Origin of the sequence: Eoetvoesiella sp. (genome assembly GCF_035555955.1) — a bacterium.
Classification (GTDB): Bacteria; Pseudomonadota; Gammaproteobacteria; order Burkholderiales; family Burkholderiaceae_B; genus Eoetvoesia.
The window spans coordinates 13946-37462 of record NZ_DATMGA010000015.1; the positions used below are offsets into that span (position 1 = coordinate 13946).

Consider the following 23517-nt stretch of genomic DNA (forward strand, 5'->3'; position numbering starts at 1 on the left):
TGGTTCAGAGCCCGATTTCCGGTGTTTGGCTGGAAATCGGGCGCATTTTTTTGATGTGAAGAGCAAGAAGGCGCCCGCGGCGCTATCGAAATCATGGCAAAACGCGATTTTTATGAAGTTCTGGGCGTTGGCAAGAACGCCACCGAAGCAGAGATCAAAAAGGCCTACCGCAAGCTGGCCATGAAATACCATCCGGATCGCAATCCGGACAGCAAGGAAGCGGAAGAAAAATTCAAAGAGGTCAAAGAGGCCTACGAAATACTGTGCGACGAAGATAAACGCGCCGCCTATGACCGGTTCGGCCATGCCGGGGTCGATCCCAATGCCGCCGGCGGCGGCATGGGCGGCGCCGGTTTCTCCGATGCCTTCGGCGATATCTTCGGCGAGATCTTCGGCGGCGGCCGCCGCGGCGGGGGAGGGCCCCAGGTATACCGGGGCGCCGACCTCAAGTACACGCTGGAAATCAGCCTGGAGCAGGCCGCCAGCGGCTTCGACACCGAAATCCGCGTGCCCAGCTGGGAGAACTGCGATACCTGCCACGGTTCGGGCGCCAAGCCCGGAACCCAGCCCAAGACCTGCCATACCTGCGGCGGCAGCGGCGCCGTGCGCATGCAGCAGGGATTCTTCAGCGTTCAGCAGACCTGCCCCACTTGCCATGGTTCGGGCAAGGAAATCACCGACCCCTGCACCGCCTGCGACGGCGTGGGCCGCATCCGCAAGAACAAGACCCTGCAGGTCAAGATTCCCGCAGGCATCGACGACGGCATGCGCATCCGCTCCACCGGCAACGGCGAACCGGGTGTCAACGGCGGCCCTTCGGGCGACCTGTATGTGGAAATCCACCTGAAACCGCATGGCATTTTCCAGCGCGACGGCGAAGACCTGCATTGCGAGCTGACCATTCCCTTCACCACCGCGGCCCTGGGCGGCGAGCTGGAAGTACCCACGCTTAGCGGCAAGGGCGAAATCACCATTCCCGAGGGCACGCAAACCGGCAAGACCTTCCGCCTGCGCGGCAAGGGCATACGCGGCGTGCGCTCCAGCTATCCCGGTGACCTCTACTGCCACGTTTCCGTGGAAACGCCGGTGCGCCTCACCGACGAGCAAAAGAAGATTCTGCGCCAGTTCGAAACCTCGCTCAGCCAGGGCGGCGAAAAACACTCGCCCAAAAGCGAGTCCTGGACCGACCGGGTGAAAAGTTTTTTTAGCTGATTGCCGGCTTGCCGCCCGGGCTGGCTCCGGCAGCCCGGGCCTCGATCCTGAGCTTGATTCATCCGCGCAGATCGAGTGAAATACCGCGACTTGAGTGATTTTTACCGACGAGGATGCGGTGATAGGGGTTTTCGATTCTGGCAGTGGCGGCCTTGCGGTGCTGAAGGAACTTCGCGCGTCGCTGCCCGATCAGCGCTTCATTTATTACGGCGACCATGGCAACGCGCCCTACGGCGACCGGGACGCCGATTCGATCTACGCGCTTACCTTGTCGTCGCTGACCCAGCTTTTTGCCATGGGCTGTTCGCTGGTCGTGCTGGCCTGCAATACGGCGGCGGCAACGGGGCTGCGCCGGCTCCAGCAGACCTGGCTGCCGGTGCACTATCCCGACAAGCGGGTGATCGGCGTCGTGGTTCCCATGGTCGAGGCGCTGACGGGCGTTCCCTGGATGGCTGCTTGCGATACCGGTAGGCGCGGCGTTGCGGGCAAGACGGTGGCGGTCTTCGCTACGCGCTACACGGTGAACAGCCGGATATTCGTCGACGAAACGGCCAAGCGCGCGCCCGAGATAAACGTCGTTCAGCAAGCCTGCCCGAGCCTTGTAAAGCTGATCGAGGCGGGCGCCCCTTTGCCCGCGCTGCGTCGCGCCGTCCGGCGCTATGTGGCGCTGTTGCGGCATCGTCTCGAAGGGGCTCACCTGAGCGCAGCCCTGCTGGGCTGCACGCATTACCCCTTGATCGAAGCTCTTTTTGCCGAGGCCTTGCCCGATGGCGTGGAAATTTTTTCGCAGCCGAAAATAACCGCGCAAAGCCTGGTCGCCTACCTGGCCCGCCATCCCGAATTCCGCAGTGATCTCGGGCCGGGCGTCTCTTTTTATACCTCGACGGCGCCCGAAGCCATTACGCGACTGGCCCAGCGCCTGCTGGGCGACAGCCAGATCCAGTTCCAGAGGCTGGAGGCCTGCAAGGCCCAAGTCTAGCCGCCGGCTTGTGGCCTTGTCTTCGATGGTTTCAAGCCTGGGCAGTTGCTACAGCGGCGGGAGTGGGGCGAAATGCAACGCCGAGCCAATGGCAAATTCTTGTCGCATTTTGAGCCCCTCATGAAGATCCATGATCTGTTTTAACGTTTAGTCCATGTTCTTGGTGTCGGCCTTTGGCGCTGGTTTTGCGGCTTTGGTCTTTTCCTTGCTTTGGTCTCCGGCGATCGCCACACTGAACAGTTCGGGCTTCAAGGTTTCGCGCAGTGCGGCGTTCACGTCCTTCGCGGTCAGCTTTTCCAGTTCGTCGTCGATTCGCTGCGACCAGGTAAAGTCGCGGCCCAGTTGCAGGTAGTTGATCCATGCCGCGGCCAGCACGCCGTCGCGGGTGCGCGCCAGCCGGCGCAGCTTCAGCATGGCCTCGACCCCGGCCTTTACCTCGGCGTCGGTGAAGCCGTCGCGCAGCGCGCCAGCCAGTTCTTCCTTCATGGCCTTGAGCAGGCGCGCGCGGTTTTCCGGCGCGTAAATCGCGTATAAAGACCAGCTGCCGGAAGGCTCGAAGGAAGACGCATCGAAGCCGCTGCTGACGGTATACGACAGCCCGTCCTGCACCCGCACCCGATTCCACAGGCGCGAGGTTTGCGACCCGCCCAGCAGGTAGTTGGCGACGGACAAGGCCGCGTAGCGCGGGTCGGTGTCCTGTATTTTCACGGGCAGTTGCGCCATATAGACCGCATTGGCCTTATCCGGCGTATTGATGTCGAACGTTTTCGCCGGCACGGCGCGGTAGGGGTCGGGTATGCGCGTGTAGGGGGCGGCCTTTTTCCAGCCCGCGAGTCCTGTACTCAATGCTTTCTTGACGGCATCGGGTTCGAAGGCGCCCACCGCCGAGAAGCGTATGGTGCCGGCGCCGTAGAAGTCGTTGTGGAACTTGACCAGGTCGTCGCGGGTAAGCGCCGCGATGTTTTTCAGGGACTCGTCGAAGCTGGGCGTATACCGCACGTCGTCGCGTGCCCAGGGGTTGTCGTGGCGATCCAGGGCACGCGCGGCCAAGGCCTGTGGATTGGTCATCGAGCTTTCGATCGAGGCGCTGACCTGCCTCTTGAATTCCGCCACCTCTTTTTCGGGGAAATCAGCATTGCGCAGAATGTGCAGCGTCAGCTCGACCAGTTGCGGCAGGTTGTCGCGGGTCGTGGACATGTCGGCCACCACCACGCCGGCCTGCCCGCTGAAGTCCAACTGGGCCTGCAGCGCATCGAGCTTGTCCTGAATGTCCTGGCGCGACAGGTCGGGGGTGCCGCGATCCAGCAGTTCGGCGGTTGCGGCGGCGTTGGTGCGCTGCCCCTTGAGCCCCTCGAGGTTGCTGAACTGGATGACCAGGCTGGCTTCCACCCGGTTGCCGCGGGTGGGCTTGGGCAGCAGGGCCAGTTGCACCTGCCCGTTGGGCAGGGATAGCGGGGTACGCAGCGTGTGCGCGTCGATGTTGGCCGGAGTGGGGTCGAAGGCGGCCACGGCGTCGGGCGCGGCCTTGCCCTGGAAGTTCGCCAGCTCGGCGGCCAGGTCGACCGGCTCGGGCAGGGGAGCCCGCACGGGCTTGTCGGTGGGAATATACAGGCCGTCGTTGCGGTTGCTGGCAACCAGGTAGTCCTGGATGACTTTTTGCACTTGGGCCAGCGTGGTTTTTTCCACTTGGTCGTGCTGCGCGAAGAACAGGCGCCAGTCGCCGGCCGCCACGGCGGCCGAAAGCACGCCGGTCAGACTGGCGGGGTCGGCGTAGGTTTGGGACCAGGCCGTGTTCCACTTGCTTTTTGCCCGATCCAGCTCGGCCTGGGTAAACGGCTGCCGGGCAATGCCGGCCAGCGCGGCGTCGAGCGCCTGCAGCGCTTTTTCGGGATCCATGCCGGAATCCAGCTTCGCCCCGAACAAGGCGTAGCCCGGCTGCTTCATGGCTCGGGCGAATCCGAACACGCTGGTGGCCAGCTTTTTTTCCACCAGGGCATGGTACAGCCGCCCCGAGGGCGTGTCGCTGATCATGTCGACGCCCAGGTCGAAAGGCACGTAGTCGGGGCTGCCCGCCTGGGGTATGTGGAACAGCGCGGCGACCAGGGGATTGCCGCCGTGGCGGCGGACGACGACCTTGCGTTCGCCGTCCTGGACGGGCTCGACCGTGTATTCGGGCGGCAGTACCCGCTGCGGCTTGGGAATCTTGCCGAAAGCCTGGGCGATGACGCCCAGCGTGGCGGCCGGATCGAATTTGCCGGATACGATGAGCACGGCGTTGTCGGGCTGGTAATACAAGTGATAGAACTTGCGCAGTTGCTCGATATCCACGTTTTCCACGTCCGAACGCGCGCCGATGGTGTCCTTGCCGTAGCCGTGCCACATGTAGGCGGCGGCCTGCATTTTTTGCATCAGCACTTCGAACGGGTTGTTTTCGCCGGACTCCATCTCGTTGCGCACCACCGTCATTTCCGAGTCCAGGTCCTTGCGGCTGATCAGGGAATTGACCATGGCATCGGCCTGCCAGTCGATGTACCACTTGAGCGTCCCGGAATCGGCGGCGAAGCTGGCGAAATAGTTGGTGCGGTCTTCGTTAGTGGAGCCGTTGGCCCTCAGTCCGCGCTTGGAAAATTCGGCCCAGGGGTCGCGCAATGTGGGCGAGCCGCGGAACAGCATGTGTTCCAGCAGGTGGGCCATGCCGGTTTCGCCCCGGCCTTCCTGCCTGGATCCCACCAGATAGGTCATGTTGACGATGGTGGTGGGCTTGGAGTCGTCGGGCGTAAGCAGCACGACCAGCCCGTTCTTCAGCGTGTATTGCGTCGTGCCCTCGATGGACGGGCCTTGTGTGACGCCGGCGGGCAGCTCCAGCGCGTTGGCGGCCGCCATGAAGGCGCCCAGGAGCAGGATGGCGGCGGCGTTCAGGATTCGTGCTAAGGGCAAAGGCATAGGGTTGTTCCTGGCGGGTGGTGGGGCAAAGGTTATTTGGAGAGCTTTTCCATGGCCAGCTTCAGGCCGGCCACGGTCATGCCGTACATGCGATCGTGCATGATGTTCTTGATAAGGGCAATGGACTGGCGATATTCCCAATAGCCCTCGGGCTCGGGGTTCAGCCAGACCGATCTGGGCCAGTTGTCGAGCAGGCGCTGCAGCCATGCCGCCCCGGTTTCACGGTTGTTGTGTTCGACCGAGCCTCCCGGCTGGAGTATTTCGTAAGGGCTCATGGTGGCGTCGCCCACGATGATCAGGCGCCAGTCCTCGTTGTACTTGCGCAGTATGTCCCAGGTTTCGATGCGCTCGGTCGAGCGGCGCCGATTGTTCTGCCACAGCGATTCGTAGGGGCAGTTGTGGAAGTAATAGACCTCCAGGTTCTTGAATTCGCTGCGCGCCGCCGAAAACAGCTCCTGGATGCGCTGCACATGGTCGTCCATGCTGCCGCCCACGTCCAGCAGCATCAGCACCTTGACGGTATTGTGGCGCTCGGGAACCATTTTCAGGTCCAGGAACCCCGCGTTGCGGGCTGTGCTGCGGATGGTGTGGTCCAGGTCCAGCTCGAGGTCGGCGCCTTCGCGCGCGAAGTGGCGCAGCCGGCGCAGCGCCATCTTGAAGTTGCGCGTGCCCAGCTCCTGCTGGTCGTCGTAATCGCGGTATTCGCGGTTTTCCCAGACCTTGACGGCCGTGCGGTTGCCCGCCGAAGGCCCGCCCACCCGTATGCCTTCCGGGTGATAGCCGCCGTGGCCGAAGGCCGAGCTGCCGCCGGTGCCTATCCACTTATTGCCTCCGGCGTGGCGCTCGTCCTGCTCCTCCAGGGTTTTCTTGAACAATTCCATCAGCTTGTCCCAGCCGTGTTTTTCGATCGCGGCCTTTTCCTCGGGGCTGAGTTGTTTCTGAAAATCCTTGAGCAGCCAGTCCAGCGGGATTTCCTCGTCGGCCGGCAGGGCGGCTTCGAGCGTGCGGTAGAACTCGCCGAAGGCCTGGTCGTAGCGGTCGAACAGGGTTTCGTCCTTGACCAGCGTCATGCGCGCCAGGTAGTAGAAGTCATGGACCGTCGGCGGCATGATGCGGGCTTGCAGCGCCTCGAGCAGCGTCAGGTATTCCTGCACCGAAACAGGCAGCTTGCGGGCGCGCAGGTGATAGAAGAAGTCAGCCAGCATGGTGCAGGTTCAGCCGGTATTCCAGGTGCTTTTCGACTTCCGGCCATTCGCCCGCGAGCAGGCTGTACATGACGGTGTCGCGCACTGTGCCGTCGCGGCGCAGCATGTGATGGCGCAGGACACCGTCTTTATGGGCTCCCAGGCGTTCGATGGCCCGCTGCGAGGCGAAGTTGAACTTGTCGGTGCGCCAGCATACGACCTGGGCGCCCAGGTGTTCGAAAGCGTGGCGCAGCAACAGCAGCTTGCTGGCGGTGTTCACATGGGTGCGCTGCCAGCGCCTGGCATACCAGGTGTGGCCGATTTCCAGCCGGGCGATGGCGGGGACGAAGTCGTAGTAGCGGGTGGTGCCGATGACCTGCCCGCTGCCTTGCTCGACGATGGCGAAGGGCAGCATATTGCCCTCTTGCTGGCCTTTCAGGGCGGTTTCGATGTAGGCGGCGGCTGCGCCGGGCTCGGGCACCGAGGTGACGCGCAATTGCCAGAGCTTGCCGTCGGCGGCGGCCGCTTCCAGGTCCGCCGCGTGTTCGGGGCCCAGAGGCACGAGCTTGACACCGTGGCCTTCCAGGGTAACAGGCGCGGGAGGGCGATGAAATCCTTGGGTTTTCAGCATTGCTTTTCCTTGAGGGCGATCGGGGCTTGGCCCTAGCGGCGGCCGGCGCGCGTCATGGCGGCGAGGCGGCGCAGCAGCGTCAGGTCTTGCTCGTTCTTGAGCAGGGCGCCGGCCATGAGCGGCAGATCGCCCGCGGTGCTGGCGATACTGGCCGCAGGCACGGCCTCGTTCAGCAGCAGGCGCAGCCAGTCCAGGAACTCCGAGGTCGACGGCTTTTTCTTGAGGCCCGGCGCATCGCGCAGCGCAAAGAAAGTGTCCAGGGCGCTGCTAAGCACGTCCTGGCGGATGGAAGGGTAGTGAACCGCCACGATGCTCTGCATGGTGTCCCGGTCGGGGAAATTGATGTAATGGAAAAAGCAGCGCCGCAGGAAGGCGTCGGGCAGCTCTTTTTCGTTGTTGGACGTGATGATGATAAGAGGGCGGTGGCGGGCCTTTATGGTCTGCCGGGTTTCGTACACATGGAACTCCATGCGGTCCAGCTCGCGCAGCAGGTCGTTGGGGAACTCGATGTCGGCCTTGTCGATTTCGTCGATCAGCACCACCACCGGCTCGTCGGCCTCGAACGCTTGCCACAGAACCCCCTTGACGATGTAGTTGCCGATGTCGCGCACCTTTTCGTCGCCCAGTTGCGAGTCGCGCAGCCGGGAGACGGCATCGTATTCGTACAGGCCCTGGTGCGCCTTGGTGGTGGACTTGATATGCCATTGCAGCAATGGGCGCCCCAGGGCGGCGGCCACTTCCTCGGCCAGCATGGTCTTGCCGGTGCCGGGTTCGCCCTTGATGAGCAGCGGGCGTTGCAGGGAAAGCGCCGCATTGACGGCCATTTTCAGGTCGTCGGTGGCAACGTAGCGCTCGGTTCCCGAGAAGCGTTCGGAAGAGGGGGCCGGGGCTGCTGAAGTCATGGTCAAGTCCGTATATTTACAACGTTGGTAGGGATACATAGCGTACACAATGACAATTATCGTACAATCCGTCAGGTTCGTCGGTTCAGCAGGAGAGGGGCCGGCTTTTATTTACCGCCAAACAAGAGCTATTATGAAGTTGCGAATTAACCTGACGCGCGCATTGTCTGCGCTGGCCTTCACGGCTGCTTCCTGTGGGTTCGTCGGCCAGGCCCAGGCGGCCGACAAAGCCCCGGTGGGCAATGCAAAAGCCGCAGTCGACAAGATTTCCATGTGTATCGGGTGCCACGGCATCCAGGGCTACAAAGCCAGCTTTCCCGAGGTGTACCACGTACCCATGATCGCCGGGCAGAACGCCGATTACCTGGTTGCGGCCCTCAAGGAATATGCCAGCGGCGCACGCACCTTCCCCACTATGGAAGCCATTGCCAGGTCATTGTCCGATCAAGACATGGCCGACATCGCCGCTTACTATTCCAGCCTTAAATAATCGGGAGCCGATATGAAGAAACTGACTCTCGCCGTCGTGGGTTCCCTGTTCGTGGTTGCCGGTACCGCCGCGCACGCTGCCGATCTTGCCGCCGGCCAAGCTGCTTTCCAGAAGTACACCTGTGCCAGTTGCCACGGCGCCGACGCCAAAACCCCCATCATGCCGGCTTATCCCGTCCTGGCGGGCCAGCACGAAGACTACATCGCCCACGCCCTCAAGGCCTACAAGCGCGGCCAGTCGGGCGCACCCGCATCCGCCAACGTGCGCAAGAACGCCATCATGGGCGCCATGGCCGCGCAGCTAAGCGAAGCCGACGTCGCCAACATCGCCGGCTGGCTGTCGTCCTTGCCCGGGCCCTTGTCGGTCCACAAGTAATCGCGCTTTGGCATTGCCGGGCCGCGCCAATGGTTGGCCGCCCCGGCGGTCAAGCAAGCCGCAGCCGCCGATTGGGCCGTTTGCACTTCCTCACGGAATAGCGGCTTTTGCGCAGCATGGCGGCTCAATGAAAAAGGCCTTCACGCGAAGGCCTTTTTTGTCGCCGGGCCGCCCCAAGACAAAAAGCACCCCCTTGGGGGGCAGCAAGCTGCGTAGCAGCGCGGCGTGGGGGCCTTTTTCCTTTTTCTTTTTCATTAGCGGCGGGAAACGCGCCGCTTGATCAGTTCCAGATAGCCTTCGTTGCTGAAGGCCGTGCCCAGGCGCTGGGCCTCCCACACCACTTCCCCCAGGCATTCCATGATTTCGTGCGCGGCCTGATGCGGGTCGTGCGTGGCCAGCAGCTGCTGGTGCAGCGCGCGAATGCCGGGCGGCTGGTCGACCTGAAGCTGCTCCGAGATGGCCAGGTGCATGGATAAATGCAGGAAGGGGTTGGTCCGGCCCTGTTCGACGGTGTAGTCGAGTCCGGCGGCGTCGGGGTCCTGCAGGACTTCGTGGTATTCGGGGTGCTGCAAAACCCAGTCGGCCGCCATGGTCTCGAGCGGCGTCAGGACTTCACGGGAACGATGTTTGCGCCAGGCTTCGCTGAAAAAGGCGCGAACCTGCTCGCGGGACGGATTGAACATGGCCATGCATAAAACCTGTAAAGAAACCATTTTACCCGCGCCGCGCATTGCCCATCGTTAGCCGTTAAAATGGCGGGAAAATCTGCGGTACACTGGTCTTATATAAGACTACGTTTATAATGACGGTCTTTTCCGAAAGACCGAAGCGGTTTGCACGCGCTGCAACCGTTCGGGTCGTTCGCATATACGGTACCGCTTTTCTTATTATTAATGGAGCAACTGGAGCATCCATGGCTTATCAGCATATCAAGGTCCCGACCTCGGGCCAAAAAATCACGGTTAACGCCGATTTTTCGATCAACGTTCCCGACGAGCCCATCCTGCCGTACATCGAAGGCGATGGCACAGGTGCCGATATTACCCCGGTCATGCTCAAGGTTGTCGACGCAGCCGTTGCCAAGGCCTACGGCGGCAAGCGCAAGATCCACTGGATGGAAGTCTACGCCGGCGAAAAATCCACCAAAATCTACGGCCCCGACGTCTGGCTGCCCGAAGAAACCCTCGAGGCCGTCAAGGACTACGTGGTTTCCATCAAGGGCCCCCTCACGACCCCCGTCGGCGGCGGCATCCGTTCGCTGAACGTGGCCCTGCGCCAGCAGCTCGACCTGTACGTCTGCCTGCGCCCGGTGCGCTACTTCAAGGGTGTTCCTTCGCCCGTTCGCGAGCCTGAAAAGACCGACATGGTCATCTTCCGCGAAAACTCCGAAGACATCTACGCCGGCATCGAATTCGAAGCCGAGTCCGAAAAGGCCAAGCTGCTCATCGATTTCCTGCAAAGCAAGCTGGGCGTCAACAAGATCCGCTTCCCGGCCACCTCGGGCATCGGCGTCAAGCCCGTTTCGCGCGAAGGCACGCAGCGCCTGGTCCGCAAGGCCATCCAGTACGCCATCGACAACGACAAGCCCTCGGTCACCCTGGTGCACAAGGGCAACATCATGAAGTTCACCGAAGGCAGCTTCCGCGACTGGGGCTACGAACTGGCCCTGAAGGAATTCGGCGCCCAGCTCATCGACGGCGGCCCGTGGTGCAAATTCAAGAACCCCAAGACGGGCCGCGACATCGTCGTCAAGGACGTCATTGCCGACGCCTTCCTGCAGCAAATCCTGTTGCGTCCGGCCGAGTACTCCGTCATCGCCACGCTCAACCTGAACGGCGACTACGTGTCCGACGCCTTGGCGGCGCAAGTCGGCGGCATCGGCATCGCTCCGGGCGCCAACCTGTCCGACTCCGTGGCCATGTTCGAAGCCACCCACGGCACGGCTCCCAAGTACGCCGGCAAAGACTACGTGAACCCCGGTTCCGAAATCCTGTCCGCCGAAATGATGCTGCGCCACATGGGCTGGACCGAAGCGGCCGATCTCATCATCAGCAGTATGGAAAAATCCATCCTGTCGAAAAAGGTCACCTACGACTTCGCCCGCCTGCTCGAAGGCGCGACGCAGGTATCGTGCTCGGGCTTCGGCCAGGTCATGATTGACAATATGTAAAAGTTGGCCTGACCGTTCAAGGCTCAGAAAAGCCCTGTTCTCTAGCGAGAACAGGGCTTTTTGCTGTCCGGCCAGGTCCTTATGAGGGTGTCGGCGGCCAATCGGGCATGGGGTTGGATTTGCTATTATGCTGCTTAAATATTTGCCGACCTCGGGAAACCAGCCCCGTGGGCATGACAACAGCCGGGAGCGCGTACGATGCCATTGCAGATGCCTGTTCTTAAGCTTAGCCGGCGAACCGTCAAGATACTGGCGGGCTGTGCGGCCGCGCTGCTTGTCCTGGCGGCCCTGTCGGCCTGGCTCGTGCCGAAGGCCGTGCGCTACGCGTTCACTCACAACGTTGCCGAATTGCTGGGCCGCCGGGTGGAAGTCGGCGAAATCCGCTTCAACCCCCTTACGCTGGCGCTGAGCGCCCAGAACCTTGCCATCGACGAGCCCGGGGCAAAGCCTCTTCTGGCGATCGGCGAAATCGATCTGCGGGTGGCCTGGCGCTCCATCCTTCTGTTCGCGCCCATCCTCGACCGCATCCATATCGATAAGCCCCAGGTCTCGTTGGTGCGTAAGGATGCCACGCATTTCAACTTTTCCGACATTGTCGAACGGCTGGCGAAGATGTCGGCCGATCAGCCGAAGCCCGAGCCGGAGGCAAAGGGCCTGCCGCGCTTTTCCCTGAACAACCTGCTGCTGACCGGCGGCGGCATCGACCTCGACGACCGCGTCACCGGCCGCAAGCAGACTATCGCCGACCTCAAGCTGGGCATCCCCTTTATTTCGACACTCGGCTACGCGACCAAGATCGACGTGCAGCCCGAGGTGCGCATGCGCATCAACGGCAGCCCGTTCGACCTCACCGGCACCGCCTTGCCTTTCGATACCGTGCGCACGTCCACGCTGGACGTGACGCTGGACGGGCTGGCGCTGGACAAATGGGCGGATTTCTGGCCCGTGCCTTTGCCCGTCCGCCTCAAGAGCGCCTTGCTCGATTCCAGGCTGAAGGTGTTGTTCGAACAGCCGCAGGACGCCGCGCCGCGCATCCGCGTGCAAGGCGACCTGGGTTTGCGCCAGCTGGACGTGGCCGAATCCTCCGGAGCGCCGCTGCTGGCCTGGGACAGCCTGAAGTTCCAGGGCCTGTCCGCGGATCTGGGCGCACGCACGATTTCCATAGGCGCGATTACCCTGGAAAAACCGCAGGTGGAAGCGCACCGCGATGCCCAGCAACTGAACTGGCAGCGCGTGGCCGCCGGCTTCGCCAAACTGGGCGGCCCGGCACCCAAGGCCCCCGGCGCAGCGCAGACGCAGGCCGCTGAATCCCGGCCCGCCGCGAAAGAAGCCGAGGCGGCCGGCCAGGCTCCGGCCAAATCTGCATCCGAGGCCAAACCCGAACCGGCACCCGCATCCGAGGTCAAATCAGAAGCGACATCCGCATCTGCAATGGCATCCGTTCCCGCGTCCGAGGCTGCATCCGAATCTGTACCAACACCCGCGCCGACGCCCGCATCCAAGCCCACGTCGGAAACCGCACCTGGCTCCACGCCCGCCAAGCCTGCCTCACCGGCCTGGAAAATTTCCATCGACACCGTCAGGCTCGAAGCCGGCGAGGTGCACTTGCGTGATGATCCCGTCGGCCTGGACTACCCGCTTAAAGGGCTGAGCGCCGAAATCCAGCATATCGCGTTGCCGCAAAGCGCGGGCCAGCCCATGCTTGCGCAACTGAACATGGATAACCCATCGGATGGCAGTTCTTTGCGGGTACAGGCGCCTGTCGTCCTTCAGCCGCTCTCGGTCAAGGCGCAGGTTCAGCTCCATCAGTTCGGGTTGGCCCCGCTTGCGGCGGCGGTGCATCATTTTGCGCCCATAACCATACAAAAAGGGCAATTGAGCCTGGAGGGCAACGTCGAGGTCGCGGGCACGGCGGTTCAAGCCCGCAACGTGACGCTCGGCCTGACGCAATTCGCCGCTCGCGACGAATCCGTCAAGCCGGGCGTGGACCTATCCGTGGGATCACTGGCGCTGAAAGCCGATCGTTTGGCCCTGGACGCCGAGCCGACGACCTTCACGCTCCAGGCCGACGGCATCCAGAAAAAAGGCACGCTGGCGCTCAAGGGCTCCCTTACGACGCAACCCTTGTCGTTGAAGACCTCGGTTGACCTCGCCAAATTCGACACCGCGTCACTCGCCCCGTACATCGCCTCCAGCTTGAACGCCACGGTGCGCAGCCTGTCCGTGGGCGCGCGCGGCAACGCGGAATTCGCCCTGGCTGGCGAGGGCAAGCCCATGCGGGCGGACTGGCGCGGAGCTGTCCAGGTCAATGACCTCGATCTCCAGGACCGAGTGAACAAGGCGCCATTCCTCAACTGGAAGCACCTTGGCCTGAGCAATATGCATATCGCCATGCAAGGCCCGAAACTCCAGCTGGGCTTGGGCGACATCCTGCTGGATGACTTCTACGGCAACATTCTGCTCAACAGCAACGCCCACCTGAACGTGGCGGACGTCCTGGTGAGCAAGGGCGAGGCCGCCGGCTCCATCACCCAGGACACGCAAACCCGCCGCGCCCGTGCCACGGAAAAGAGGCAGACGGCCCGGCGCGCCGACGCCGGACCCGACATCTCGATCAACAGTGTCAAGCTCAAGCGCGGCCGCATGACGTTCAACGACCATTTCGTGCGGCCCAACTACCGCGCCGAGTTGTCCTCCATCGACGGCACGCTGACCGCGGTATCGTCGGCCAAGCCCACGCCGGCCAAGGTCAGTGTCGCCGGCCGCGTCTACCGCACGGCTCCCTTCTCGGTTTCCGGCACAGTGCAGCCTTTCTCGCGCTACCTGGCGCTGGACCTCAAGGCCACCGCCAAGGGCGTGGATCTGCCCCGGTTCACGACGTATTCGTCCAAATACGTGGGCTACGCCATCGAGCGCGGCAAGCTGTCCGTCGACCTGCAATACCAGATCAAGGACCGTGCCCTGCAGGCCAGCAACAAAGTGCTGCTCAACCAGCTCACCTTCGGCAAGCCGTCCGGCAGCGCCGATGCGGTCAAGCTGCCGGTGCTGCTGGCCGTCTCCCTGTTGAAGGACGCCAGCGGCAACATCGACATCAACCTGCCTATCTCCGGTTCGCTGGACGACCCTGAGTTTTCGATCGGCGGCATCATCATACAAGTGATCGTGAACACGCTGACCAAGGCGGTGACGGCGCCCTTCAAACTGCTGGCCTCGGCCTTCGGCAGCGGGGCGGACCTGTCGCACATCGACTTCCTGCCGGGCAGCGCCGCGCTCGACGACAAGGCCAGGTCCAGTATCGCCACCCTGGTCAAGGCGCTTTCCGATCGTCCCGCTTTGAAAATGGACATCACCGGCCGCGCCGATCCGCAAGCCGACGAGGCAGGGCTGCGCCAGGCATGGCTGGACGGCCAGATTCGCAAGCTCAAGGCCAAGGCGGCTGGCGTGAAGAAGTCCGAAGCGGCGGGCATGTCGCTGACCGACGCCGACCGCGCCAAGTATCTGGAGGATGTCTATAGCGATGCCAAGATCAAGGACAAGCCGCGCAACGCCATCGGCTTCGCCAAGTCGATTCCCCCCGAACAGATGAAGGCCCTGCTGCTTGCCTCCGCTCCGCTGGGCAAGCAGGCTCTGGACAAACTCGCCCAGGCGCGCGCGCAGGCTGTGTATGAACAGATCATGGCGGCCGCCGAGAACCTGACAGACCGGATCTTCATCGTGGCCCCCAAGACCGATGCCGGCAGCGACGACGGCGGGCCCGCCACCCGCGTGGATTTCGACTTGCATTGATCAGAAGCAGTACCAGTTGAAGGCCGGCTTACCTTGCCGGCCTTTTTCATTTCGCGGTGGTGTCCGTGCGCGGCGAAGGCTGGTTCGCCGCTATTTTCCGTATTAACCCCGATGCATGCCTTGGGCCTGGTGGCTATTATTGCATGCAATTATTTATGCAAATAAATGATGGATGGATGGATGGATTGATAAACCGGAGTGCAAGGCCTTGCCGGCGCGCACGAACTAAAGGAGCGTGATATGGAAATACTGGGAATAGCCTGGCTGGGATCCAGAACCGGGGAATACGCGCGCATGCGTGACTTTGCGGCGAATGTGCTTGGCCTGGGCGTTGCCATGGAGCAGCAGAATGCCGTGGTATTCGGCTTGCCGAATGGCGATGCGTTCGAGGTATTCAAACCCAGCGACGAAGAGCACAGCCACTTCGCCCATCCTGTAGCCGGTTTTCTGGTCGCGGATGTCGATGCTGCTCGCAAGGAAATGGAAGACAAGGGCGTAGAGTTTGTCGGAGAGATTCATCGTGGTGTCGCCGGCGAGAATTGGGGAACGGCATGGACGCATTTTTACGCGCCGGACGGCAATCTATATTGCCTCGTCAGCCGGCCCGAGAACCATCCAGGCGGGCAGCGGCGGGCGTTCCGCGAGTTGAGGATCTGCCTTCGCGTCTCCGACCTGGATGCCGCGATGGCCATGTACGACAAGGGGCTGGGCCTGAAGGCGGTGGATGTCTGGGAGCATCCGGGAGGGCAGAGAGGTGCGCTGCTGGCCGTGTGTCCGGCCGCCATAGAGCTGTTTTCCGACGAGCAATGGGAGTTCGTTGACGATCATGAGGTCGGGAGGCGCTATGGCCATGGATTCGCCCTGCGTGTCGAGGTTGACGACGCGGAAAAATCGGCACGGGCGCTGACGGATGCGGGGGCCCGGCAGCTTGGTCCCCAGGCGCATGTGCCATGGGGGCAGGACGTGGTGCGCGTTGCCATGCACGACGAGGTTCATCTGTCGGTCAGCGTGCTGGACGAGCAGGAGCAGGCCGAGCGTCATGCCCAACGCAGCCTGCTGCCTGGCTGATTCACGGACTAGGGAAAGTCCCGAGTATCTTCAGTAACTGCTATTCGGCATAATCCAATTGCGCACATAATTGCATGCAATTTTGTGTCCTTAAACCAAAGAAGAGGAGAACAACGATGAAATGCCGTGCATTATGCAATGCGCTGATTGCTGTAGGCGCGCTGTCCTTCGGCGGCGCCAGCCACGCGGCCGACTGGTTTCCCGTCAAGGTGAAATCCGTGGCGGCCGATGGCAAGGAGTCGATTGTGGACTATCGGCCTGTGGCCAAGGCCGCCCAGCCATGGAAAATCTGTGCGGCGTATCCGCATTTGAAGGACTCCTTCTGGCTTGGCGCGGACTATGGCATGGTGGAGGAAGCCAAACGCCTGGGGGTGAAGCTGCAAGTCATGGACGCCGGCGGCTACGAACACCTGGCCAATCAAATTTCCCAGATCGAGAACTGTGTTGCGGGCGGCGCCAATGCGGTTCTGGTGGGGGCGGTTTCCTACGACGGCCTGAACAACGCACTGGAGCAAGTCAGAAAAAAGAATATTGTCGTCATCGACGTCATGAATGGTGTTTCGTTTAAAGATGTCAGCGCGCGCACCTTGGCTTCGCCGTACGGCGAAGGCTACAACGCCGGGCAGTATCTGGCTAAACGCCATCCGGCGGGTACGGCGCCCGTCAAGGTCGCCTGGTTTCCCGGTCCCGCCGGGGCCGGCTTCGTCGAGTTGTTCAACAAAGGTTTCCTGGCGGGAGTGAAGGGCGGCGCCATCGACATCGTCGAGACCAAGTATGGCGATATCGGCAAGGAAGTGCAGGCGCGCCTCATCGAAGATGCTTTGCAGGTCCACAAGCAGCTGGACTACATCGTCGGGACCGCGGTTACGGCAGAGGCGGGCGTGCCGGTATTGCGGGCCCACGGCCGCAAGGACGTCAAGCTGGTGTCCTTGTACCTGACGCCTGGCGTATACCAAGGCATCAGGGCCAAGACCATCGAAGCTTCGGGGGTGGAGGCAGTCGTCACGATCGGGCGCATAGCCATTGACCAGGCGGTGCGGGCCCTGGAGAAAAAAGAGGTCATTTCCCCTGCCACGCCGGTGGTCGGCTTCTACGACCAATCCAACATCAAGACGCTGGATGCGGGAATCTCCATGGCTCCCCGAGGCTTCAAGCCGGTGTTCAAGGTCGAGTAGGAGGCCTTATGCAAGCCGTATCGTCGAGTCCTACGCCTTCCGCGCAGCGTTTGCAGCCGGACGAGCCGTTTGAATCACGTCGCGACACCCATGCCGGAAGCGCGATGTCCCTGCGCGGGCTCGGCAAGCGCTACGGCACGCATTGGGCATTGAAAGACATCAGCCTGGAAATCATGCCCGGCGCCGTCCATGTGTTTTTCGGTGAAAACGGGGCAGGGAAATCGACGTTGATTTCCCTGCTGGCCGGGGCCAACCAGCCTACGGCGGGCACGCTTGCCATTGGCATGCATACTGGCTGCTTTCGTTCGGTGAACGAAGCGCGCAGCCATGGCGTGCGCGCCGTATTCCAGGAGTTCTCCCTGGTGCCGAATCTTACCGTTGCCGACAATATCGCCCTGGGAGACGAAGCCATGGCCTGGGGCGGCATTCTCGGCAAGGCGCTCATGCGCCGCGAAGCCCGGGCGCTGATCGAGCGGCTGGGCTTCGATCTGGACGAAAACGCGCTGGTGGGCGGATTGTCGCGCGGCAAGCAGCAGATGGTTGAAATCTGCAAGGCGCTGCGCTGCGTGCCGAAGGTGTTGATACTGGATGAGCCGACCGCGTCATTGACCACGCACGATACCCAGGCTTTGTTCGCCTTGCTGGCAAAGCTGAAAGAGCAAGGCACGGCCATTATCTATATTACGCACCGGATGGAGGAAATCGCCGAGCTGGGCGATGTGGTCACGGTTTTGCGGGACGGCGCATGGGTGGCCACCGTTCCAGCCGGCACCGACGAGTCGCATCTTATCGAATTGATGAGCGGCCGCACCCTGGCGGATCTGTACCCGGCGCCCAGGACGGAACTGGGGGCGGTGCGTCTGGAAATCCGCGGCCTGTCCACTGTGGGAAAAGAACTGGACGACATCAATCTGGAAGTGCGCGCGGGCGAAATTGTCGGCGTGGGCGGCCTGGTGGGCTGCGGAAAGAGCGAACTCGGCCAGGCCTGTTTCGGTTTGCTGGAAGCGACGCGCGGCAGTATTGCCGTCGATGGCAAGGCCATGTGCTTCCGGCACCCGGCTCAGGCCATCGAGGCGGGTGTGTGGTACAGCCCGCCCGACCGCAAGCGTGACGGCCTGTCGATGATGCGGCCGGCCAGCGAAAACATGCTGTTGTCCTCATTGGCCTTTGGGCCCGGCCGAAGCCGGCTGTTGCGCCGCAAGGCGGAGGCGGAGACTTCGCGCCGCCTGTCGTCAAAGGTGGATTTTCCTGCTGGACGGCTTGGCGAAGCCGTGGAGAATTTTTCGGGCGGCAACCAGCAAAAGGTATTGCTGGCCAAAGGCCTGGGGCAGGAGATCGATGTTTACATATTTGACGAACCCACCGTGGGCGTCGATGTCGGCGCCCGGGCTGCTGTGTATCGCTATATCGCCGAACTCAGCGCATCCGGAGCGGCCGTTTTGTTGATTTCGTCCGATCTGCCCGAGTTGCTGGGCCTGTCGAACCGTCTGCTGGTCATGCGCAATGGCCGCCTGGTGGCGCAGTTCGACCGGGCCGGCTACGAGCAGCACCTTATTCTTGAACAGTTTTTCGAGTGATCCATCTCATGGCTATTTCACCTTCAAGTACGACAATGTCCGCAAATTCCGTGATCCCAAAGGCGACTGCCATCTCCCCGGTCGGGTGGCTGCGCCAGAATCGTTACGCCTTGGTGCTGCCGGCATTGTTTGTGTTCGCCTTGCTGGTATTCGCCATCATGGCGCCCGACTTCTTCAGCCTGAACAATCAATTGAACGTGTCGCGTCAGGCGGTGTATTTGTTGCTGGTTACCCTGGCGCAATTGATCGTTCTGGTGGGTGGCGGCATCGATCTTTCGGTTGGAACCATCGTGGCGCTGTCCTCCATTGTGGGGGCCATGACAATGAGCGGCCTGTATCAGGACGGGGCGGGTTCGCCGGCCTGGGCGATTTGCGCAGGCGCTTTTGCGGCGGTCGTGGTCGGCGGCCTGGTGGGGCTGATCAATGGAATAGGTGCCGCTGTTTTGCGTATTCCTTCTTTCATGATGACCCTGGGCATGTCTTCCGTGGTGTTTGGCATTGCCTTGTTCCTGAGCGGCGGCGTGCCCATCGACGGCTTGCCGCCCGAGTTCGGCGAAGTCTTCGGCTACGGCACGCTTCTGGGCATACCCGTGCCGGTAGTGGTCATGATCGGTTCGATTGCGCTGGTCTATGTATTGCTGGAGTGGACCCGCTACGGGCGCCATCTTTATGCCATTGGCGGCAATATGCGTGCCGCCATGCTCTCTGGGGTGCGCACCGCACGCGTCACGGTCATTGCCTTCGTGCTGTCCGGCATGTTGTCGGCGTTATCGGGCGTCCTGCTCACGGCACGCCTGAATACCGGCGAGTCGAGCATCGGGGTGTCGTTTCCGCTGGAGTCGATCGCCGCCTGTGTGATAGCGGGCGCCGCGCTGACCGGCGGTGTGGGGCGGACTCTGGCGGTGGTGGCAGGCACGTTCCTGATTGTATTCGTGCAGAACGGCATGAATCTGATGCAGGTCGGCGCTTATGCCCAGACCATGATTGTCGGCGCTATGCTGATATTCGCCATGGCATTTTCAAAGAAATAAAGAATTTTCAGGTGAGGATGGGGAAACGAGATGAATATGAACGAACCGATTATGAACGAAGCCTTGACCAAGGATCCTGGTTTTTACCTGGAGATCGTCAATTGGCTGAACCGCGAAGTCGAACTGCTGGATCTGCTCGAAGAGCGCCAATGGATGGAGACGATGGTCAGCAAGGACATCGTTTACCAGATGCCCTTGCGCACTACCGTGGAGCGGGCCAGGGGACTGGGTTTCGTCGACAAGGCGTTTCATCTGGACGAGCGCTACGGCTCGCTGGACGCAAAAGTCCGGCGCAACGAAACGGGCCTGGCCTGGGCGGAGGATCCGCCTTCGCGAGTCCGCCATCACGTTTCCAATATCCGGGTGGGCGAACGCCAGGGCGATAGGGTCAGCGTGCGCAGCAACGTTCTGGTTTTCCGCACCCGTCAGGAGAATGTCGTGCCGAATATTTATTCGGGAGAGCGCCACGATGTGCTGGGCATTGAAAACGGCGACTGGAGGCTGCTCAAGCGGGTGATCTATCTGGATCACACGGCCATTCCCGCGCACAACCTGGCCTTCTTTTTTTGAATATTCCGGAGCAAAACGATATGTCCATGAATTCCAACTCAGAGGCTTCAAAGAGCAACGCTGAACGCTTGATCGATGAACTTGACAAGGGCGTAGGCTACGGCAGCGTGCCGGCGGCAATTTTCGGCAACGATGATCTGTACAAGGAAGAGCTGAACAAAGTCTTTGGCCGTTGCTGGGTGTTCTTGGCGCATGACTCCGAGATACCCGCCCCCGGCGATTACGTCGTGCGCAAAATAGGCGAGGACGATTTCATCGTGGTGCGCGACGAAGATGGCAAGATCAATGTCATGCTCGACGCCTGTCGGCATCGAGGCGTACAGGTGTGCCGCTCCACGTCGGGCAATACCTCGCATTTTCGCTGCCCGTACCATGGCTGGACCTACAACACCAAAGGCGCTCTGGTGGGTGCGCCCTTGTGGAAGAACGCGCTGGAAGGCACGGCCAAGGAGGATAACGGGCTGGCCCACGCTCCGCGGGTCGAGTTGCTGCATGGCCTGATCTACGCCAGCCTGGACGCCTCGGCGCCGCCATTGCGCGAGTACCTGGGCGGTATGGCCTGGTATCTTGATTTGCTGTTCGGTCTGAACGAGCACGGCGTCGAGGTGCTTGGGCCGCCGCAGCGTTTCGTATTCGACGCGGATTGGAAGTCGGGTTCCGAGAATTTCGCAGGCGATGATTACCATCTGGGCACGCTGCACCGTTCGGTATTCGAAATCGGCTCTTTCCCGGTCTCGTTCGCCGAGAACATGAAGGGCTATCACATCCAGGCCTCTCCGGGGCATTCCCTGAGCTTTTCCATGGCCAACAGCGTGGACGAACCCGGCCCCAAGTTCCTGGGGTTTCCGGAAGCGTTGGCGGCCAGCTTCAATACCGCGCGAATCTCCGCCGAGCAGTTGGAAGTGGCGCGGCGCGCCAGGGTTTTTGTTGGAAATGTGTTCCCCAATTGCGCCATTCTGGCCCTGCCGGTAACCGAGGACGGCTCCAAGCATGCTCCAACTGCTGCGCTCACCGTGCGGCTTTTCCAGCCCAAGGGGCCGGGCAAGGTCGAGTTCTGGAACTGGTTCTTCGGCTACAAGAACATGACTCCAGAGCAGAAAGAGCGTGCCTACACGGCGGGCCTTGGCACCTTCTCCCTAAGCGGCGTGTTCGAAATGGACGACACGGAGCCCTGGACGACGATCAGCCGTTCGGGCAATTCCGTGGCCATCGACAAGCTGGGTTTCAAGCTCAATTACAAGATGGGCACGCCCGGAATCGGTATTGCGGAACCCGTGCGCGAGAACTGGCCGGGCCCCGGCGAGGTTTATCGAACCCGTTACGAAGAAGGCGTGCAGCGGAATATGTACCGCTTTTACGCGGACATGATGAAAGCGGCTCCGGGCGAATGGCCGTCGTTCGAAATGGACGCGGGGCGTTCGACGGCGCTCAGAAAGGACGCCGATGCGAAAGCCCCGTCCGCCGCGGAAGCGCTTGAAAAGTGAGTGTCTACGTGAACGAGCAAATAGCCGGTCAAGGATGGCGGGCGCGTATCGCCGCCGAATACGCCGGGAAGGGGCTGGGGGGCAGGCTGCGACTCGGCGTCCGGCCGGCCGTGGTCGTCGTCGACTTGATCAATGGGTTTACCGACGAGGCGTTTCCCGCCGGATCGAATCTGGACGATGCGGTGCTGGCCACGTCCAGCCTGCTGGCCGCTGCCCGCGAAGCGCGATGCCCTGTCGTCTTCACGACGATTGCATTTTCGGAAGCCATGCTTGCCGATAACGTCTGGCTCAAGAAAATGCCGGCCATGAAGGGGCTGCTTGACGGTAGCCGCTGGGTCGACGTCGACCCGCGATTGGGGCGGCGCGAGGACGAGGTGGTCATTGTCAAGCGCGCGGCTTCGTCGTTTACGGGCACCGACCTGAATTCCTTCTTGACGGCGAAGGGCGTCGATAGTGTCATCATCTGTGGCGCGACCACTTCCGGCTGCGTACGAGCCACAGCCGTCGACGCATGCATGCTGGGCTGGCCGGCGTTCGTCGTGCGCGACTGCGTGGGCGACCGGGCGGTCGAGCCTCACGAGGCCAGCCTGTTCGATATCGACGCCAAATACGGCGACGTCCTGTCGCTGGACGATGCCTTGCAGGCTGTCGCAGCGCGAAAGACGGGAGCTGTAGCATGATCGATGCAGGAGTCTATCCGGGGCTGGAGCCCCGTCTGGTGCTGCCGCAGGCCATTGACGGCCCCATGAGCCTGGCTGCGGAGATCGACGCCGGTACGTATCGCCATCCGGAAGGTGTCGAGGTTCTGGGCGAGTTGGCCATATCGGGCTTGCGCGGCCGCGGGGGGGCGGGTTTTTCCGCGCATATCAAATGGCAGGGCGTTGCCATGGCTTCGGGCGCCAAAGTGGTGGTGGCGAACGGAGAGGAAGGCGAGCCCAGCTCGTTCAAGGATCGCTGGCTGTTGACGCATAGGCCGCATCTGGTTCTGGACGGCCTGCTGTTGGCGGCCAGGGTCTGCGGCGCGCAGCGCGCCATTGTGTATTTATCGCATCCTGAAACCCAGGCGGCCGTTGAACTCGCCTTGCGTGAACTCCGGGACGCGGGCATGTTGAACACCGGGCCCGCGCCCGAAATCTTCATGGTGGAGCCCACCTACGTGGCTGGGGAGGAGACCTCGGTTTGCCGCGCCATCAACGGCGGGCCGGCTTTGCCGCTGTCCAAGCCGCCGCGCCCGTTCGAGCGGGGAGTCGCCGATTTGCCGACGCTGGTTTCGAACGTGGAAACCCTGGCGCATGCGGCCTGGATAGCGCGCCACGGCGGGCAGCGCTATCGCGAACAGGGTACGGCCGATTCGCCGGGCACGGCCTTGGTGACGCTGGCCGGCGCCTGCCGCAAGCCGGGCGTATACGAGATACCGTTCGGTGTGTCGGTTGGAAATCTTTTTGAAACGGTGGGCGGCGGCTTTGTCTCCCAGCCCAGGGGCTTTGCCCTGGGCGGCTGGTTCGGCGGAATGACGGGACCTGGCGGTTCGGCCATTTCGTGCGAGTTCGGGGCTTGCCGCGAGGCCGAAAGCGGTTGGGGCTGTGGCGCCATCACGGTGTTGGGCGAGCATGACGATCCGGTGGCTTTCGCCGCCAAGGTATCCAGCTGGTATGTGGGCGAGTCGGCGCAGCAGTGCGGTGTGTGCATCAAGGGCACCCACGCGATTGCCAAGACCATTCAAACCTTCAACCAGCACGGCGCCAATGATGCCGACAGGGAGAACTTGATCCGTTGGGGAAAGATTTTGCCGGGCAAGGGCGCATGCGCCTTCCTGGATGGCGCCGCCGCATTGGGACGCAGCCTCGTGGCTCATTTCCCGCGCGAGGTTGCGGCTGGAATTTCCAGCGAGAAAGCGCAGCAAGAGCACGCCTGATCGCGAGTTGAGCAATTGATTTTGC

Annotated in this window: 19 protein-coding genes; 14 read left to right on the top strand and 5 right to left on the bottom strand. The window is 62.1% G+C overall.

The window, feature by feature from the left end; genetic code table 11:
- The first annotated feature begins 93 nt into the window (after positions 1 to 93).
- Together dnaJ and VNT00_RS04290 are read left to right on the top strand one after the other, a co-directional pair.
- Positions 94 to 1212 (top strand): molecular chaperone DnaJ, encoded by a 1119-nt coding sequence (dnaJ, locus tag VNT00_RS04285; protein ID WP_325584864.1) that lies wholly within the window; start codon positions 94 to 96, stop codon positions 1210 to 1212.
- A gap of 94 nt (positions 1213 to 1306) precedes the next feature.
- Positions 1307 to 2191, top strand: coding sequence for a glutamate racemase (locus tag VNT00_RS04290; RefSeq protein ID WP_325584866.1), 885 nt, complete (start codon positions 1307 to 1309; stop codon positions 2189 to 2191).
- Positions 2192 to 2338: 147 nt separating this feature from the next.
- Here the strand turns inward: VNT00_RS04290 and VNT00_RS04295 are convergent, their stop codons facing one another.
- Genes VNT00_RS04295 through VNT00_RS04310 form a run of 4 tightly spaced genes read right to left on the bottom strand, consistent with a single transcriptional unit; the run spans position 2339 to position 7851 of the window.
- Positions 2339 to 5134: a M16 family metallopeptidase gene (locus VNT00_RS04295; protein ID WP_325584868.1), complete on the bottom strand. Its 2796-nt coding sequence runs from the start codon at positions 5132 to 5134 to the stop codon at positions 2339 to 2341.
- 32 nt (positions 5135 to 5166) lie between these two features.
- On the bottom strand, positions 5167 to 6339 hold the full coding sequence (locus VNT00_RS04300; protein ID WP_325584870.1) for a vWA domain-containing protein: 1173 nt from the start codon (positions 6337 to 6339) through the stop codon (positions 5167 to 5169).
- Positions 6329 to 6949 carry a GNAT family N-acetyltransferase gene (locus VNT00_RS04305; RefSeq protein ID WP_325584872.1) on the bottom strand — a complete coding sequence of 207 codons (621 nt, stop codon included), beginning with the start codon at positions 6947 to 6949 and terminating at the stop codon, positions 6329 to 6331. The genes VNT00_RS04300 and VNT00_RS04305 overlap by 11 nt, the downstream gene beginning before the upstream one ends.
- 32 nt (positions 6950 to 6981) lie before the next feature.
- Positions 6982 to 7851, bottom strand: coding sequence for an AAA family ATPase (locus VNT00_RS04310; RefSeq protein WP_325584874.1), 870 nt, complete (start codon positions 7849 to 7851; stop codon positions 6982 to 6984).
- Positions 7852 to 7984: 133 nt separating this feature from the next.
- Between VNT00_RS04310 and VNT00_RS04315 the strand changes: the two genes are divergently transcribed.
- A complete protein-coding gene (locus VNT00_RS04315; RefSeq protein ID WP_325584876.1) occupies positions 7985 to 8341 on the top strand; it encodes a c-type cytochrome in 357 nt (118 codons plus the stop codon).
- Between the two features lie 12 nt (positions 8342 to 8353).
- Positions 8354 to 8716 (top strand): c-type cytochrome, encoded by a 363-nt coding sequence (locus tag VNT00_RS04320; protein ID WP_325584878.1) that lies wholly within the window; start codon positions 8354 to 8356, stop codon positions 8714 to 8716.
- 254 nt (positions 8717 to 8970) lie between these two features.
- Here the strand turns inward: VNT00_RS04320 and VNT00_RS04325 are convergent, their stop codons facing one another.
- On the bottom strand, positions 8971 to 9399 hold the full coding sequence (locus VNT00_RS04325) for a DUF1841 family protein (RefSeq protein ID WP_325584939.1): 429 nt from the start codon (positions 9397 to 9399) through the stop codon (positions 8971 to 8973).
- 230 nt (positions 9400 to 9629) lie between these two features.
- On the opposite strand from VNT00_RS04325, the gene icd reads away from it, so the two are divergent.
- The 10 genes from icd to VNT00_RS04375 all read left to right on the top strand — a co-directional run bounded on the left by icd (position 9630) and on the right by VNT00_RS04375 (position 23492).
- Positions 9630 to 10886: an NADP-dependent isocitrate dehydrogenase gene (gene icd / locus VNT00_RS04330; protein ID WP_325584880.1), complete on the top strand. Its 1257-nt coding sequence runs from the start codon at positions 9630 to 9632 to the stop codon at positions 10884 to 10886.
- Between the two features lie 198 nt (positions 10887 to 11084).
- Positions 11085 to 14672, top strand: a complete 3588-nt coding sequence (locus VNT00_RS04335; RefSeq protein WP_325584882.1) for a DUF748 domain-containing protein — start codon at positions 11085 to 11087, stop codon at positions 14670 to 14672.
- Between the two features lie 240 nt (positions 14673 to 14912).
- Positions 14913 to 15740 carry a VOC family protein gene (locus VNT00_RS04340; protein WP_325584884.1) on the top strand — a complete coding sequence of 276 codons (828 nt, stop codon included), beginning with the start codon at positions 14913 to 14915 and terminating at the stop codon, positions 15738 to 15740.
- Between the two features lie 116 nt (positions 15741 to 15856).
- Positions 15857 to 16915, top strand: a complete 1059-nt coding sequence (gene torT / locus VNT00_RS04345; RefSeq protein ID WP_325584886.1) for a TMAO reductase system periplasmic protein TorT — start codon at positions 15857 to 15859, stop codon at positions 16913 to 16915.
- 8 nt (positions 16916 to 16923) lie between these two features.
- On the top strand, positions 16924 to 18492 hold the full coding sequence (locus VNT00_RS04350) for a sugar ABC transporter ATP-binding protein (RefSeq protein ID WP_325584888.1): 1569 nt from the start codon (positions 16924 to 16926) through the stop codon (positions 18490 to 18492).
- 35 nt (positions 18493 to 18527) lie between these two features.
- A complete protein-coding gene (locus VNT00_RS04355) occupies positions 18528 to 19523 on the top strand; it encodes an ABC transporter permease (protein WP_325584890.1) in 996 nt (331 codons plus the stop codon).
- 36 nt (positions 19524 to 19559) lie between these two features.
- The gene (locus tag VNT00_RS04360; RefSeq protein WP_325584892.1) at positions 19560 to 20093 is read left to right on the top strand and encodes an aromatic-ring-hydroxylating dioxygenase subunit beta; all 534 of its coding nucleotides are present in this window, start codon (positions 19560 to 19562) and stop codon (positions 20091 to 20093) included.
- A 26-nt stretch (positions 20094 to 20119) separates the two neighbouring features.
- Positions 20120 to 21577, top strand: a complete 1458-nt coding sequence (locus VNT00_RS04365; RefSeq protein ID WP_325584894.1) for an aromatic ring-hydroxylating oxygenase subunit alpha — start codon at positions 20120 to 20122, stop codon at positions 21575 to 21577.
- Positions 21574 to 22257 carry an isochorismatase family protein gene (locus tag VNT00_RS04370; protein WP_325584896.1) on the top strand — a complete coding sequence of 228 codons (684 nt, stop codon included), beginning with the start codon at positions 21574 to 21576 and terminating at the stop codon, positions 22255 to 22257. The genes VNT00_RS04365 and VNT00_RS04370 overlap by 4 nt, the downstream gene beginning before the upstream one ends.
- Positions 22254 to 23492 carry an NADH-ubiquinone oxidoreductase-F iron-sulfur binding region domain-containing protein gene (locus VNT00_RS04375; protein WP_325584898.1) on the top strand — a complete coding sequence of 413 codons (1239 nt, stop codon included), beginning with the start codon at positions 22254 to 22256 and terminating at the stop codon, positions 23490 to 23492. The genes VNT00_RS04370 and VNT00_RS04375 overlap by 4 nt, the downstream gene beginning before the upstream one ends.
- Positions 23493 to 23517 lie beyond the last annotated feature (25 nt).

Coding starts and splice junctions, on each gene's coding strand:
- dnaJ (WP_325584864.1), top strand. CDS start 94: ATGGCAAAACGCGATTTTTATGAAGTTCTGGGCGTTGGCAAGAACGCC.
- VNT00_RS04295 (WP_325584868.1), bottom strand. CDS start 5,134: ATGCCTTTGCCCTTAGCACGAATCCTGAACGCCGCCGCCATCCTGCTC.
- VNT00_RS04300 (WP_325584870.1), bottom strand. CDS start 6,339: ATGCTGGCTGACTTCTTCTATCACCTGCGCGCCCGCAAGCTGCCTGTT.
- VNT00_RS04305 (WP_325584872.1), bottom strand. CDS start 6,949: ATGCTGAAAACCCAAGGATTTCATCGCCCTCCCGCGCCTGTTACCCTG.
- VNT00_RS04310 (WP_325584874.1), bottom strand. CDS start 7,851: ATGACTTCAGCAGCCCCGGCCCCCTCTTCCGAACGCTTCTCGGGAACC.
- VNT00_RS04315 (WP_325584876.1), top strand. CDS start 7,985: ATGAAGTTGCGAATTAACCTGACGCGCGCATTGTCTGCGCTGGCCTTC.
- VNT00_RS04320 (WP_325584878.1), top strand. CDS start 8,354: ATGAAGAAACTGACTCTCGCCGTCGTGGGTTCCCTGTTCGTGGTTGCC.
- VNT00_RS04325 (WP_325584939.1), bottom strand. CDS start 9,399: ATGTTCAATCCGTCCCGCGAGCAGGTTCGCGCCTTTTTCAGCGAAGCC.
- icd (WP_325584880.1), top strand. CDS start 9,630: ATGGCTTATCAGCATATCAAGGTCCCGACCTCGGGCCAAAAAATCACG.
- VNT00_RS04335 (WP_325584882.1), top strand. CDS start 11,085: ATGCCATTGCAGATGCCTGTTCTTAAGCTTAGCCGGCGAACCGTCAAG.
- VNT00_RS04340 (WP_325584884.1), top strand. CDS start 14,913: ATGGAAATACTGGGAATAGCCTGGCTGGGATCCAGAACCGGGGAATAC.
- torT (WP_325584886.1), top strand. CDS start 15,857: ATGAAATGCCGTGCATTATGCAATGCGCTGATTGCTGTAGGCGCGCTG.
- VNT00_RS04350 (WP_325584888.1), top strand. CDS start 16,924: ATGCAAGCCGTATCGTCGAGTCCTACGCCTTCCGCGCAGCGTTTGCAG.
- VNT00_RS04355 (WP_325584890.1), top strand. CDS start 18,528: ATGTCCGCAAATTCCGTGATCCCAAAGGCGACTGCCATCTCCCCGGTC.
- VNT00_RS04360 (WP_325584892.1), top strand. CDS start 19,560: ATGAACGAACCGATTATGAACGAAGCCTTGACCAAGGATCCTGGTTTT.
- VNT00_RS04365 (WP_325584894.1), top strand. CDS start 20,120: ATGAATTCCAACTCAGAGGCTTCAAAGAGCAACGCTGAACGCTTGATC.
- VNT00_RS04375 (WP_325584898.1), top strand. CDS start 22,254: ATGATCGATGCAGGAGTCTATCCGGGGCTGGAGCCCCGTCTGGTGCTG.